The sequence below is a fragment of the Rhodococcus sp. WB1 genome (assembly GCF_001700945.1).
GTDB classification, from domain to species: domain Bacteria; phylum Actinomycetota; class Actinomycetes; order Mycobacteriales; family Mycobacteriaceae; genus Rhodococcus; species Rhodococcus aetherivorans.
Map to the genome: position 1 here is coordinate 4,730,622 of NZ_CP015529.1, position 14,041 is coordinate 4,744,662.

The window sequence follows — 14,041 nt, forward strand, 5'->3', positions numbered from 1 at the left end:
GCGGAACTGTAACGGGAAACACGTCCCGAACCGGACAGGGGAGACGACGCCGGGCGCCGGATCACCTACCTTTGAGTGAGTGAGCGCCCAAGACCTCCCGATCGACCTGCGCCGCGCCCTCGTCGCGCTGGCGCGGACCCCGCGGCTCCTCGTGGCCTCCGACTACGACGGTACCGTCGCGCCGATCGTCTCGGATCCGGACAAGGCGTTCCCGAACGCCGAGTCGGTCCGCGCCCTGCGCGCGCTCGCCGGCCTGCCGTCCACGGCCGCAGCCGTGATCTCCGGTCGCGCCCTGAAGGATCTCGCGGCCCTGTCCCGCCTGCCCGCCGAGGTGCAGCTCGTCGGCAGCCACGGCTCGGAGTTCGACATCGGCTTCGTCCACGCCATCGACAGCGACGCCCGGCAGCTGCTGCGCGATATCGTCGCCGAGCTCGAGGCGATCGCCGCCCGCTACGACGGCGTGCACGTCGAGGCGAAGCCGGCCAGTGCCGCGCTGCACGTGCGCAACGCCGACCCGGCCGACGCCGAGCTGGCACTGTCGCTGGTCCGCGGCGACCTCGCCCGGCACCCGGGTGTGCAGGTCACCGAGGGCAAGGCCGTCATCGAGCTGGCGGTCGTGCCCACTGACAAGGGCCACGCCCTGGACATCATCCGGCACCAGGAATCGGCGAGCGCCGCGGTCTTCTTCGGCGACGACGTGACGGACGAGAAGGCCTTCGCCTCCCTCCACGGCCCGGACGTGGGCGTCAAGGTCGGGGACGGCGAGACCGCCGCCCAGTACCGGATCGGCACGGTCGAGGACGTCGCGGCCGCGCTGGCGTTCCTGCTCGACCAGCGCCGCACGTGGCTCTCGGGCGCGGAGGCCTGCCCGATCGAGCGGCTGACGATGCTGGCCAGCCCGCGCTCGAAGGCGCTGCTGACGCCGGACGGAACGGTGACGTGGCTGTGTCACCCCGAGCCGGATTCCGCGGCGGTGTTCGCGCATCTGCTCGGCGGCGAACCGGCCGGGCACTTCACCATCGGTCCGAGCCGGGAGGCCCTGCCCCTGAGCCAGCGCTACATCGACGGCACCATGACGGCGGTGACCCGCTGGGCGAGCCTCGCGGTGATCGACTACCTTCCGCACGACGTCGAACCGGGCCGCACCGACCTGACCCGGGTCATCACCGGCAAGGCCAAGGCGGTGGTCACGTTCGCGCCGCGCCCCGAGTTCGGACAGGGCCAGGTCGGGCTCGAACCCGTGGCCGACGGCCTGCGGGTACTCGGATTCAACGAGCCGTACGTGCTGCGCTCCCCCGGCGTCGAGTGGAACATCACCACCGACGGCGCCCATCAGACCGCGCACGCCGTCGTCGATCCGTCCGACAGCGACATCATCCTCGAATTCCGTTGCGGCACCGATGATATCGGCCCACACCCCGTCGCGGAGGTGCAGCGGCGCGCGTCCGCGGAGGAGTACTGGTGGAAGTGGGCGGCGGGCCTGGACCTGCCGCCGCTCAAGCGGGACCTGATGAAGCGGTCGGCGCTGACTCTGCGCGGCCTCGTGCACGCACCGACGGGATCCATCATGGCGGCCGCGACCACGTCGCTGCCCGAGGAGATGGGCGGCGTCCGCAACTGGGACTACCGCTACTGCTGGCTCCGTGACGCCGCCCTGACCGCGCATGCCCTGGTGAGCGTCGGGTCGCTCGCCGAGGCGGACGCCTATCTGGACTGGGTGCACCGGGTGCTCGACACCGTGCCGGGTCCCGAGCGCCTGCACCCGCTGTACACGCTGGCCGGCGGCGCGCTGCCGCCCGAGGCCGTCATCGACACGCTGCCCGGCTACGCCGGCTCCCGGCCCGTCCGGGTCGGCAACGCCGCGAGCCAGCAGGTCCAGCTCGACGTGTTCGGCCCGATCGTGGACCTGATCTCGGCGCTGGCGCACCGCCGCGAGGAGCGCGGCGTCCCGCACGATCAGGCCCTCACCGACCGGGACTGGGAGCTGGTGTGCGCCATGGTCACCGCCGTGGAATGCCGCTGGTTCGAGCCCGACCACGGCATCTGGGAGATCCGCGACAACCCGCGCCACCACGTGTACTCGAAGGTCATGGGCTGGCTGACCGTGGACCGCGCGCTGACGCTGGCCGAGAAGTTCGGGCGCACCGCCGGCGACAACTGGGCCGGGCTGCGCGCGGAGATCGCGGAGGAGGTGCTGGAGAAGGGCTGGAACGAGGACGTCTGCTCCTACACCGCGGCCTACGACGGCACCGATCTCGACGCGGCGACCCTGTTCATCGGCCTGTCCGGGCTCATCGACCCCGACGACCCGCGGTTCCACGCGACAGTCGTCGCTACGGAGGCGGAGCTGCGCAGCGGTTCGACGGTGTACCGCTACCTGCACGACGACGGCCTGCCCGGAACCGAGGGCGGCTTCCACCTGTGCGCGGCGTGGCTGGTGGAGGCATATCTCCTCGTCGGCGCCCGTCCGCAGGCGGAGGCGCTGTTCGCACAGCTCGTCGACGCGGCGGGGCCCACGGGGCTGCTCAGCGAGGAGTACGACCCGGTGGCGGAGCGGTCACTCGGCAACCATCCCCAGGCGTACAGCCACCTCGGGCTACTGCGGTGCGCCCAGCTGCTCGCGGCGGCGCCGGCGGAGGCGGATCGGACGCTGTCGGTCGTCGATCACTCGGCGTAGATCGACGTCTCGTCGTGCACGCCGGTGGTCTGGCCGATGAGCAGTTCCGTCGCAAGGGTTTCCACCGTCGCGACCCCGGAGTGTGACGGCGCGGCCATGAGCAGGGCGCCGGTGCGCCGGCCCTTCTCCTCCTGAGGCTGGCGCACGGTGGTCACGCCCTCGCGCAGGGCCTCGCCGATCCCGTCGAAGCCGGTGATCGACAACCGTCCGGGGACCTCCAGGCCGGCGCTGCGTGCCCACGCCAGCGCGCCGAGCGCGAGGACGTCGGTGGTGCACATCAGGGCGGTGATCGCCGGGTTCGCCGCCAGCGCCTGCGCGGCGGCGGACGCGCCGTCCTCCGCGGTGTGCGCGTAGCGCTCGACGACCGTGAGGCTCGCGGGGTCGAGGCCGGCCGCGCGCAGGGCCTCCTGCACGCCCAGGATCCGCTCGTGCTGCACGTGAAAGCGGTCGGACTCGAAGCGGGCGGGGTCGACGACACCGTCGTGCCGGTCGCGGCCGAGTCGCATGCACAGCACCCCGATCCGGCGGTGGCCGAGGGCGATGAGGTGCTCGGCGAGCCGGCGCATCGCGCCTCGGTCGTCGATGCCGACCAGGGGCGCGCTCGCGATGCCGCGGGGCTGGTCGCACACCACCAGGGGCAGGTTCCGTTCGAGGACGGCGGCGAGATACAGATCGTCGGACGGAACCGAGTAGACGACGAAGCCGTCGACCGCCGCGCCGTGCACGACCTGCGCTGCCTCCTCCTCGTCGCGTTCCGGTCCGGCGGGGATGAGCAGAAGGCCCTCGCCGGCGGCCTCGCAGGATTCGGAGAGGCCGGACAGGAAGCTCATCGCGGCCGGGTCCCGGAACGAATAGCTCAGCGCCTCGGTGAGCAGCACGCCCACGGCCCCGGCCCGGCGGGTGCGCAGGGATCGGGCCATCGGGTCCGGACCTGCGTAGCCGCGACGCTTGGCGACCTCGAGGATCTGCTCGCGAAGCTCGGCGGACAGCTGGTCCGGCCGGTTGTAGGCGTTGGAGACGGTGGTGCGGGAGATCTTCAGCTCGGCAGCGATCGACGCCAGGGTGGCCTGGGGACGCGGCTGAGGAGACCTGGGCATGAACGGACGGTAGCGGGTCCGCGCCGCGGCGACGAATCGGGCCGGATGGGCGCAGATCCGGACATCCGCTAAAGTGGAACGGTAACGGTTTCCAATAAGGTGGGAACCGCGACCTCCCCGGCCCTCCGGCCGAACGTGATCACAGGAGATGGAACCGTGCGACTGCCCCGCCGAATGCGCGCCGCCACCGCGACCGTGGGCTTGACCTGCGCCGCCGCGCTCACCCTCGCCGCCTGCGGCAGCGACTCGGGGGACGGGGCGGGCACCGGCTCCGGCGAGATCCGCATCGTCGCGTCCACCAACGTGTGGGGCTCGGTCGCGCAGGCCGTCGCCGGGGACCGCGCCCAGGTGCAGTCGCTGATCACCGAGCCGTCCGCCGACCCGCACTCGTACGAGGCCAGCCCCGCCGACGCCGCCGCCATCAGCGACGCCACCCTCGTCGTCTACAACGGCGGCGGCTACGACCAGTTCGTCGACGACATCCTCGAGTCCACCGGAACCGACACCGCCACGGTCGACGCCCTCGCGTTGTTCGAGTCCGGCACCGGAAGCGACCTCGAGGACGGCCACGACCACTCGAGCAGCACCGCACCCGAGGGCGACACCCACGAGGGCGAGACCCATGCCGCCGAGGAAGGCGACGCGCACGCCGGGCACGATCACAGCGGCATCAACGAGCACGTCTGGTACGATCTGGCCGCCGCCGACGCCGTCGCGCACACCGTCGCCGACCGGCTGGCCGAACTGGATCCGGCCGGGGCCGACACCTACCGCGCCAACGCCGAGGCCTTCCACTCGCAGCTGCACGAGGTCACCGACGTGACCGCCGAGATCGCCGCCGCGCACGCGAACACCCCCGTCGCGCAGACCGAATCCATCGGCTACTACCTCGTCACGTCCGCGAAGCTCGAGGACCGGACGCCCGCCGACTTCACCAACGCCGTCGAGAACGGCACCGACCCGTCGCCCGCCGCGATCGCCGCGACCCGCCAGCTGCTCCTCGACAAGCAGGTCGCCGTCCTGCTCCACAACCCGCAGACCGAGGACAAGGTCAGCCGCGACATGCGGGCGACCGCGGAATCCGCGGGCATCCCCGTCGTCGAAGTTGTGGAGACCCTGCCCGCGGGCGTGGACTACATTCAGTGGCAGAAGCAGACGGCCGAGGCGCTCGCCGCCGCCCTCGACGCCGCCCGCTGACCCTTCGAGCAGGGCAAGGACATCACTCCCGTGACCACACCGGCCGACGTCACACCGGGCGGCACCGCCGCGACACCGAGCGCGCCCGCGACGCCCGCCGGCCGCACCGCCGCGGTCGAGCTCCGCGACGCCCGCATGGCCTTCGGCGACCGCGTCCTGTGGCGGGGCCTCGATCTCACCGTCGAGCCCGGCGAGTTCGTCGCGGTGCTCGGCCCCAACGGGGCGGGCAAGTCGACGCTGCTGAAGGTCCTGCTCGGTCAGCTACCCCTCAGCGGTGGCACCGCCACGATCGCCGGCGCGCCCGCCCGCACGGGCAACTCGCACGTCGGCTACGTGCCGCAGCAGAAGTCGCTCGACGAGGGCGTGCCCCTGCGCGGCCGCGACCTCGTCGGGCTCGGCGTGGACGGCCATCGCTGGGGCACCGGCCTGCGCTACTGGAAGACCCGCCGCAGCGCCGTCGACGCCGCGATCCGGCAGGTCGGCGCCGAAACCTACGCCAACGCCCCGATCGGATCCCTCTCCGGCGGCGAACAGCAGCGGCTGCGCATCGCGCAGGCCCTCGTCGGCGACCCGCGGGTCATGCTCTGCGACGAACCGCTGCTCAGTCTCGACCTGGCCAACCAGCACCTCGTGTCGTCCCTCATCGACCGTCGTCGCCGCGAACACGGCACCGCCGTCCTGTTCGTCACCCACGAGATCAACCCGATCCTGCCCCTGGTGGACCGCGTGCTGTATCTCGTCGACGGGCAGTTCCGCATCGGCACCCCCGCCGAGGTGATGACCTCCGAGGTGCTCTCCGAGCTGTACCGCACCGACGTCGAGGTCCTCGAGATGCGCGGCCGTCTCGTCGTCGTCGGCACCGGCGACGCCATCGACGCGCTCGGCAGCGCCGGCGGGCTGCGCCCCGGCGAGGGCGTCCACCACGACCATCACGAGGATCAGCATTGAGCAGCAAGTTCACCGACGCGATGGGCCGGATGTTCGACGTGCAGGCCACCGTCGACCTGCTCCAGTACGACTTCGTGCAGCAGGCCCTGCTGGCCGGCGCGATCCTCGGCCTGCTCGCGGGCGTGATCGGGCCGCTGGTGATCAGCCGTCAGATGGCATTCTCCGTGCACGGCACCTCCGAGCTCTCGCTCACCGGTGCCGCCGCGGCCCTGATCATCGGCGTCTCCGTCGGACTCGGCGCCGTGCTGGGGGCGGTGGTGGCGGCCATCCTCTTCGGTGTCCTCGGCACCCGCGCCCGTGAACGCGATTCCGTCATCGGCGTCGTCATGGCGTTCGGGCTCGGTCTGGCCGTGCTGTTGCTGTGGGCCTACGACGGCCGCACCGGCGCCGCGTTCTCCCTCCTCACCGGCCAGATCGTCGCGCCGGGTGGCACGGGCATCGCGCTGCTCGCCGCCTGCGCCGTCGGCGTCATCGGCACCATGCTGGTCATCTACCGCCCGCTGCTGTTCGCCAGCACCGACCCCGAGGTCGCCGCCGCGCGCGGGGTGCCGGTGCGGGCGCTGTCCATCGTCTTCGCCGTGCTGGTCGGAATCACCGCCGCCCTCGGCGTGCAGATCGTCGGGGCCCTGCTGGTGATGGCGCTGCTCATCACCCCGGCCGCCGCGGCGTCCCGGGTGGCCGGCGGCCCGCTCGCCGCGACGGTGCTGGCCGTGATCTTCGCGGAGGTCTCCGCGGTCGGTGGGATCCTGCTCGCCCTCGCGCCCGGCGTGCCGGTCTCGGCGTTCATCACGGCGATCGCGTTCGTCATCTATCTCGTGTGCCGCGGAATCGGCGCGGCCCGCACCCGGCGCGGCACCGGACGCAGAGCGCCCGCGCCGGCCCTGGACAGGGCCGCGGCCGTCACCGCCTGAGCCCGGGTGCGGCGGTCTGGGCCGTCCCGCCGCGGTGGCTAACCTGCTGTCATGGCGACAGCGGAGCAGGCGAGCGAACGAGACCGGACACCCGGGCGCTGGGAGTTCTGGGTGGACCGCGGCGGCACCTTCACCGATGTCGTCGCCCGCCGGCCCGACGGTGCCCTGGTCACCCACAAGCTGTTGTCGGAGAACCCGTCCCGGTACCGGGACGCGGCCGTCGCCGGGATCCGGGAGCTGCTCGGGGTGCCCGCCGGCGAACCCGTCACCGCCGACCTCGTCGAGCAGGTGCGCATGGGCACCACCGTCGCGACCAACGCACTGCTCGAGCGCAAGGGCGACCGGACCGCCCTGGTGATCACCGCCGGTTTCCGGGACGCGCTGCGCATCGGCTACCAGAACCGGCCGCGGATCTTCGAGCGCAACATCGTGCTGCCCGAGCTGCTGTACGAGCGGGTGCTCGAGGTCGACGAACGCATCCGGGCCGACGGCACGGTGCTGCGTGCCCCCGACCTCGACCGGCTCGAGCGGGACCTGAGGCAGGTGCGCGACGACGGCATCGACTCCGTCGCCGTGGTGTGCATGCACAGCCACCTGTACCCGCAGCACGAGCACGCGATCGGTGAGCTCGCCGAGCGTCTCGGCTTCGGGCAGATCTCGCTGTCCGCGGTCGCCAGCCCGCTGATGAAGCTGGTGCCGCGCGGCGACACCACCGTCGTCGACGCGTACCTCTCGCCCGTGCTCCGCCACTACGTGGACCGCGTGGCCGAGGAACTGCCGGGCGTGCGGCTGATGTTCATGCAGTCCAACGGCGGGCTCACCGAGGCGATGCACTTCCGCGGTAAGGACGCGATCCTCTCCGGTCCTGCCGGGGGCATCGTCGGCATGAGCCGGATGTCGGCGCTGGCCGGGTTCGACAAGGTGATCGGGTTCGACATGGGCGGGACGTCGACGGACGTGTCGCACTTCGCCGGGGAATACGAGCGCGTCTTCCACACCGTCGTCGCCGGGGTGCGGTTGCGCGCCCCCATGATGGACATCCACACCGTCGCCGCCGGCGGCGGCTCGATCCTGCACTTCGACGGCAGCCGGTACCGGGTGGGGCCCGATTCCGCCGGCGCCGACCCCGGGCCGGCCTGCTACCGCGGCGGCGGCCCGCTCACCGTCACCGACGCCAACGTCATGCTCGGCCGCGTGCAGCCCGCGCACTTCCCGCACGTGTTCGGTCCCGGCGGCGACCAACCGCTGGACGACGAGACGGTGCGGGCCCGGTTCGCCGCCCTGGCCGCCGAGATCCGCGAGGCGACCGGCGACGACCGCAGCCCCGAGGAGGTCGCCGCCGGCTTCCTGCAGATCGCGGTGGCGAACATGGCCAACGCCGTCAAGCGCATCTCGGTGCAGAAGGGACACGACGTCACCGAGTACGCGTTGACGACCTTCGGCGGCGCCGGCGGGCAGCACGCCTGCGCGGTGGCCGACTCGCTCGGCATCCGGACCGTCCTCGTGCCGCCGCTGGCCGGTGTCCTGTCCGCGCTCGGCATGGGTCTCGCGGACACCACCGCGATGCGCGAGCAGTCCGTCGTCGTCGAACTGAACGCGGAGGCGATGCCGCGGCTGCGCGACGTCGCCGCCGAACTCGAGGCCGCGGCGCGCGCGGAACTGCTCGACGAGGACGTGCCCCCCGAACGCATCGACGTGGCCTTCCGGGCGCACCTGCGCTACGACGGCACCGACACGTCCGTGCCCGTCGCGCTCGCCGACCCGGCGACGATGACCGCGGAGTTCGAGGCCGTGCACCGGCGCACCTACTCCTTCCTCATGGACCGTCCGCTGATCGTCGATGCCGTCGCGGTCGAGGCCGTCGGGGCGACGCGCCGGCCCGACCTGTCCGGGCTCGGACGCGGCCGCAGCGACGACAGCGGCGCACCCGAGCCCACCCGCCCGCCGCGCGGCACCGTCCGGATGTTCGTCGACGGCGCGTGGCGCGATGCCCCCCTGTACCGCCGCGAACACCTCTCCCCCGGCGACGCCGTGGCCGGCCCGGCAATCGTCGCGGAGGACAACTCGACCACCGTCGTCGAGGCCGGCTGGGCGGCGACGATGTCGGAGCAGGGCCATCTCGTGCTCACCCGGGTGCACGCCCACGACGACACCGCGGTGAGCACCCACGCCGACCCGGTGATGCTCGAGATCTTCAACAACCTGTTCATGTCGATCGCCGAGCAGATGGGCACCACCCTCGAATCCACCGCGCAGTCGGTGAACATCAAGGAGCGCCTGGACTTCTCGTGCGCGCTGTTCGATCCGGACGGAAACCTGATCGCGAACGCGCCACACATCCCCGTCCATCTCGGCTCGATGGGCACGAGCGTGCAGGAGGTGGTGCGCCGCCGGCACGGGTCGATGAAGCCGGGTGACGTGTACGCGGTCAACGACCCGTACCACGGCGGTACCCACCTGCCGGACGTCACGGTGATCACGCCGGTCTTCGGCCCCGGGCCGGACGGGACCGGCGAGCACATCCTCTTCTTCGTCGCCTCCCGCGGTCACCACGCCGAAATAGGCGGATCGACACCGGGTTCCATGCCCTCCGGCAGCCACGACATCCGCGAGGAGGGCGTGCTGTTCGACAACTGGCTGCTCGTCGAGAACGGAACCTTCCGGGAGGCCGACACCCGCGCGCTGCTCACCGGCGGCCCGTACCCGTCCCGGAACCCGGACACCAACCTCGCGGACCTGCGCGCACAGATCGCGGCCAACGCCCGCGGGGTGGTCGAGGTGGGCCGGATGATCGACCACTTCGGTCTCGACGTCGTCCAGGCCTACATGCGCCACGTGCAGGACAACGCCGAGGAGGAGGTGCGCCGCGTCGTCGACCGCCTCCACGACGGCGAGTACCGCTACGAGATGGACTCCGGTGCGGTGATCGCGGTGCGGGTCACCGTCGACCGGCGGGCGCGCTCGGCGACGATCGACTTCACCGGCACGTCACCGCAACTCGCGTCGAACTTCAACGCGCCCTCGTCCGTCACGCGGGCCGCGGCGCTGTACGTCTTCCGCACGCTCGTCGCCGACGACATCCCCCTCAACGACGGGTGCCTGCGTCCGTTGCACATCGTCGTCCCCGACGGGTCGATGCTCGCCCCCGAGTTCCCCGCCGCCGTCGTCGCGGGCAACGTCGAGACGTCGCAGGCCGTCACCGGCGCGCTCTACGCGGCGCTGCGGGTGCAGGCCGAGGGCGCCGGCACGATGAACAACGTCACCTTCGGAAACGCGCGATACCAGTACTACGAGACGCTCGGCTCCGGGTCGGGCGCCGGCGAGGGGTTCGACGGGACGTCGGTGGTGCAGACCCACATGACGAACTCGCGGCTCACCGATCCGGAGGTACTGGAGTGGCGCCTTCCGGTGTTGCTGGAGGCCTTCACGATTCGTCACGGCAGCGGGGGCGGCGGCCGGTGGCGCGGCGGCGACGGCGCCGTGCGCCGGCTCCGGTTCCTCGAGCCGATGACCGTCAGCACGCTCTCCGGGCACCGGCGCGTGCCGCCGTACGGGATGGCCGGGGGCGGGCCGGGAGCGCTGGGCAGCAACCGCATCGAGCGCGCCGACGGCGCCGTCACCCACATGGCCGGCTGCGACTCCGTCGAGGTCGGGATCGGTGACGTGCTCGTGGTCGAGACGCCGGGCGGGGGCGGCTACGGCCGGTAGGCCGCACGGGACTCCGGGGTGGGATCCAGTTCCCGCAGGACGGGCAGCGCGAAACACACCGCGGCGACGAACATCATCGGCACGGCCAGCGCGAAGAACGTCGTCCGCACACCCGCCGCGTCGATCAGGGGCCCGGCGACCAGGATCCCGACCGGGCCCGCCGCGTACGCGGTCGAGGTCATCACACCGACGACGCGGCCGCGCATGTGCTCCGGGCTGCGGGTCTGCATGGCCCAGTTCCCGATCGGCCCCACCGGGCCGAACACCAGGCCGATGAGGACGCCCAGCAGCACGAGGACCCCCAGCGGCGGCAGGAACGCCATGCCGGTCGTCGCCGCGCCCAGCACCGTGACCGCGACGAGCATCAGGGTGCGGCGCCGCAGGCGCGGTGCGAAGGCGCCGTAGGCCAGGGCACCCACCAGGCCACCGATGCTCAGCGACATCAGCACCCAGCCGAGCTGAGCGGGTGCGTCCAGGCCGGTGAAGTAGGCGGGCAGCAGCACCGACTCGATCGGCAGGAACAGCGCCATGATGACCATGTCGACCAGCGCGAGTGTGCGCAGCAACCGGTCGCGCCACACGAACCGCAGCCCCTCGAGGGTGCCGGCCCACAGCGAGGCGGGCCGGGTGGCCCGGTCGGGCCGGCCGGCGTGCTCGAGCCGGAGGAAGGCGACGGTGACGAGGGAGAGCACGAAGCACGCCGACGTCACCCACAGGGTGTTCTCGGGACCGACCGCCGCGATGAGGACACCGCCGACACCCGGTCCGATCAGGTAGGCGAGGTTGTAGTTCGCCTCGTAGAGGCTGTTGACACGGTCCAGCGACCACCCGGCGGCGCGGGTCGCCGCCGGCAGCATCGACTCCCGCGCCGAGATGCCCGCCGGGTCGAACACGGCACCGAGCGCCGCGAGTGCGGCGAGCAGGGGCACCGAGAGTCCGACGGTGGCCGCGAGCACGGGGATCGTCGCGACCGACAGCGCCGAGAGGGCATCCGAGACCACGGCGGTGCGCCGCCGGCCGAACCGGTCGACGACGGTGCCGGTGAGCAGGCTTGCCAGCAGCAGCGGCACGGTGGCCGCGCCCGCGACGATCGCCGCGTCGGTGGCCCGGCCGGTCTGCTCGAGCACCAGCCACGGCAGCGCGACGACTACGATGCCGTTGCCGGTGGCGGACAGCAGGGTGGCGACGTTGAGGAGGATCAGCGGCGCGAAGCGGCGGGTGGTCAGGTCGAGGGTGGTCACGGCGGTCGGCATTCACTCGGGAGGAGGCGGTGCCGCGACGCTAGCAGGAGCACGGCGGCCGGCACGAGCGATTTTCGGGCGGCGAAGCGGCCGGTTCCGCGCAGTCCGGTCCCCTCCTCTGCCAGGCCTTTCCCGTCTCCGTTATCTCATCGCTATCTTTTCGAGATCATTTCGCTATGGAGCGCGGTCCTGGGCCGTTATCGAACTGCGACATGCTTGCTTTTGCGAAACAGCGTCGGATCCACGGCGTCGAGACATCCCGAGCGAAAGGTTCGTGCCGATGATCGACCCCACTACTCCCGAGACTCCGTCCGATTCCCCCGCACCGTCGCCGGCCTTCGGCGCCACCCTGTCGGAACGTGCCGGATACGCCGTGCTCTCGGTCGCCGGCGAGATCGACATGACCACCGCGCACCTGCTGCGCTCCGCGCTCGACAACGCCCATCGCGGCCGTGCCCTCGTCGCCGACATGGGCGGCGTCACCTTCTTCGGCGCGGTGGGCCTCACGATCCTCCTGCGCGCGACCTCCGCCCATCCCGGCACCGTCGCCGTCGTCGCCCCGGCAGGACGCGTCCGCCGGACGATCGCCGCGGCCGGGGTCCGCTCCCGCCTGAATCTGCACGACAACCTCGATTCGGCCGTCGGCTCCCTGGTTCCGGCCGGCGGCCCGCTGGTCACCGCCGTCGAACCGCCCTGCTCCGCGGCGAGCTGATTCGCGAAGACGCCCCCGGCACCCCCGCGGTTCCGGGGACAATTTCCCCATGCAGGGGCTCGAAGTCGTCCACAGCGGGATGTTCACCACCGTCCAGGACCGCGGCCGGCCGGAACACGGGGACCACGGGCTGGGCACGTCCGGCGCCGCCGACCGCGCGGCGCACGACGCCGCCAACCGGCTGGTCGGCAACGAGCCCGCCGCCGCGACCCTCGAGGTCGCCGCCGGCGGGCTGACCGTGCGCAGCATCGGCGCGAACGTCGTCGCGGTGACGGGCGCCCGCGTGCCGGTGACCGTCGACGGCCACCCCGAGGCCGACTACGCGATGCTGAAGCTGGACGACGGTGACGTGCTGGCGCTGGGCAGCCCGTCGAGGGGGCTGCGCTCGTACCTGGCGGTGCGCGGCGGAATCGACGTGCCCGAGACCCACGGCAGCCGATCCACCGACACCCTGACCTGGACCGGCCCCGCCCCGCTCAGGGACGGCGACCGGCTCCCGGTCGGCACCCTGGCAGGCGAGCTGCCCATCGAGGAGCAGATCCCGCCGCCGGCCCCGATCGAGGATCCGGCGATGCTGCGTGTGCGTCTGAGCCGGCACTCCGAGGTGTTCAGCGCCGGTTCGGTGCACGCGCTGCTGCACGAGACGTGGACCGTGACGCCGCAGCTGGACCGCGTCGGGATCCGGTTGCACGGCCCGGGCAGGCTGCATCTCGCGCGGGGCGGGACCGACCGCCCGGAGCCGACCGTCGCGGGCTCGGTGCAGGTTCCCCCGGACGGCAACCCCATCCTGTTCCTGGCCGACCATCCCGTCGTCGGCGATCACCCGGTGATCGCCGTCGTCGTGCCCGCCGATCTTCCCGTCGCCGCGCAGCTCGAGCCGGGGCACCGGGTGCGGTTCGTCGCCACCCTCACGCGGTGACCCCGCGACCGGTCAGGACACCGCCGCATCGCTCGACGACCGGACCGCGAGGCCCGGGCCCGCAACGAGGTGTTCCTCGACGCGATTGTCCCGCACGGTGATTCGTCGCAACGTGCCGGCCGGCGTGCGGACGTCGACCGTGCCGTCGAGCACGTGGTCGAACGTGAAACCCGTGCATCCGGCCGGGACCGTCGCACGCGGGCCCCGCGACGCGCGGCGCAACCGCGCCCGGCGCGAGAGGAAGGTGTCGATCAGGTAGGCCAGCCACTCCGTGTAGAAGTAGAAGCAGTCGCCGCCGTTCCAGCCGAGTGCGGTGCCGTCGGCGGTGGGCACCCACTGGCACCACGACAGCGGGCGCCCCCGCCTGGGCAGTCCGTCGGCGGGCGACCGGTGCGGGCCACTCGCCGGGCCGGCGAACGCGACGAGAAAGTCGATCTCCTGCCGGTTCAGCGGAGGATCGATCTCGATCCGTCCGGTGAATTCGGTTCGATGTGCCATGTGTCCCCCGTCCGCGGTCGATCGCTCTACCCGATTCGACGCAGTCGGGGACGGAACCGTTCCCCGGAACATCCGGCCGCGTGGTCCCCGGTCGGCCGCCACCTCGATGGGTGTCGCGGCCGACCGTCGGCGC

The 14,041-nt window shown here is 72.4% G+C and carries 10 protein-coding genes; 7 read left to right on the forward strand and 3 right to left on the reverse strand.

What is annotated here, in order from left to right; translation table 11 throughout:
• The first annotated feature begins 79 nt into the window (after positions 1-79).
• On the forward strand, positions 80-2,677 hold the full coding sequence (otsB, locus tag A4U64_RS21110) for a trehalose-phosphatase (protein ID WP_006943418.1): 2,598 nt from the start codon (positions 80-82) through the stop codon (positions 2,675-2,677).
• Here the strand turns inward: otsB and A4U64_RS21115 are convergent.
• The gene (locus A4U64_RS21115) at positions 2,665-3,774 is read right to left on the reverse strand and encodes a LacI family DNA-binding transcriptional regulator (protein ID WP_065923070.1); all 1,110 of its coding nucleotides are present in this window, start codon (positions 3,772-3,774) and stop codon (positions 2,665-2,667) included. The genes otsB and A4U64_RS21115 overlap by 13 nt on opposite strands.
• 156 nt (positions 3,775-3,930) lie before the next feature.
• Between A4U64_RS21115 and A4U64_RS21120 the strand changes: the two genes are divergently transcribed.
• The 4 genes from A4U64_RS21120 to A4U64_RS21135 all read left to right on the forward strand — a co-directional run bounded on the left by A4U64_RS21120 (position 3,931) and on the right by A4U64_RS21135 (position 10,538).
• Positions 3,931-4,971, forward strand: coding sequence for a metal ABC transporter solute-binding protein, Zn/Mn family (locus A4U64_RS21120; RefSeq protein WP_377445266.1), 1,041 nt, complete (start codon positions 3,931-3,933; stop codon positions 4,969-4,971).
• Positions 4,972-5,106: 135 nt separating this feature from the next.
• On the forward strand, positions 5,107-5,919 hold the full coding sequence (locus A4U64_RS21125) for a metal ABC transporter ATP-binding protein (RefSeq protein ID WP_232334206.1): 813 nt from the start codon (positions 5,107-5,109) through the stop codon (positions 5,917-5,919).
• Positions 5,916-6,830 carry a metal ABC transporter permease gene (locus tag A4U64_RS21130; RefSeq protein WP_065923073.1) on the forward strand — a complete coding sequence of 305 codons (915 nt, stop codon included), beginning with the start codon at positions 5,916-5,918 and terminating at the stop codon, positions 6,828-6,830. Before A4U64_RS21125 ends, A4U64_RS21130 begins: the two co-directional genes overlap by 4 nt.
• 51 nt (positions 6,831-6,881) lie before the next feature.
• Positions 6,882-10,538, forward strand: coding sequence for a hydantoinase B/oxoprolinase family protein (locus tag A4U64_RS21135; protein ID WP_157127595.1), 3,657 nt, complete (start codon positions 6,882-6,884; stop codon positions 10,536-10,538).
• On the opposite strand, the gene A4U64_RS21140 is transcribed toward A4U64_RS21135, so the two are convergent.
• A complete protein-coding gene (locus A4U64_RS21140; RefSeq protein WP_006947935.1) occupies positions 10,526-11,791 on the reverse strand; it encodes an MFS transporter in 1,266 nt (421 codons plus the stop codon). The two genes, A4U64_RS21135 and A4U64_RS21140, sit on opposite strands and share 13 nt — an antisense overlap.
• A gap of 268 nt (positions 11,792-12,059) precedes the next feature.
• Here A4U64_RS21140 and A4U64_RS28595 point away from each other — a divergent pair, with 268 nt between their 5' ends.
• Positions 12,060-12,491 carry an STAS domain-containing protein gene (locus A4U64_RS28595; RefSeq protein WP_029540784.1) on the forward strand — a complete coding sequence of 144 codons (432 nt, stop codon included), beginning with the start codon at positions 12,060-12,062 and terminating at the stop codon, positions 12,489-12,491.
• A gap of 49 nt (positions 12,492-12,540) precedes the next feature.
• Positions 12,541-13,410 (forward strand): biotin-dependent carboxyltransferase family protein, encoded by an 870-nt coding sequence (locus tag A4U64_RS21150; RefSeq protein WP_065923075.1) that lies wholly within the window; start codon positions 12,541-12,543, stop codon positions 13,408-13,410.
• Positions 13,411-13,422: 12 nt separating this feature from the next.
• Here the strand turns inward: A4U64_RS21150 and A4U64_RS21155 are convergent, their stop codons facing one another.
• Positions 13,423-13,908: a hypothetical protein gene (locus A4U64_RS21155; RefSeq protein ID WP_029540778.1), complete on the reverse strand. Its 486-nt coding sequence runs from the start codon at positions 13,906-13,908 to the stop codon at positions 13,423-13,425.
• Positions 13,909-14,041 lie beyond the last annotated feature (133 nt).

Bases quoted from the DNA above. Each gene is read 5' to 3' on its own strand.
- A4U64_RS21115 (WP_065923070.1), bottom strand. From the start codon at position 3,774: ATGCCCAGGTCTCCTCAGCCGCGTCCCCAGGCCACCCTGGCGTCGATC.
- A4U64_RS21125 (WP_232334206.1), top strand. From the start codon at position 5,107: ATGGCCTTCGGCGACCGCGTCCTGTGGCGGGGCCTCGATCTCACCGTC.
- A4U64_RS21135 (WP_157127595.1), top strand. From the start codon at position 6,882: ATGGCGACAGCGGAGCAGGCGAGCGAACGAGACCGGACACCCGGGCGC.
- A4U64_RS21140 (WP_006947935.1), bottom strand. From the start codon at position 11,791: ATGCCGACCGCCGTGACCACCCTCGACCTGACCACCCGCCGCTTCGCG.
- A4U64_RS28595 (WP_029540784.1), top strand. From the start codon at position 12,060: ATGATCGACCCCACTACTCCCGAGACTCCGTCCGATTCCCCCGCACCG.
- A4U64_RS21150 (WP_065923075.1), top strand. From the start codon at position 12,541: ATGCAGGGGCTCGAAGTCGTCCACAGCGGGATGTTCACCACCGTCCAG.
- A4U64_RS21155 (WP_029540778.1), bottom strand. From the start codon at position 13,908: ATGGCACATCGAACCGAATTCACCGGACGGATCGAGATCGATCCTCCG.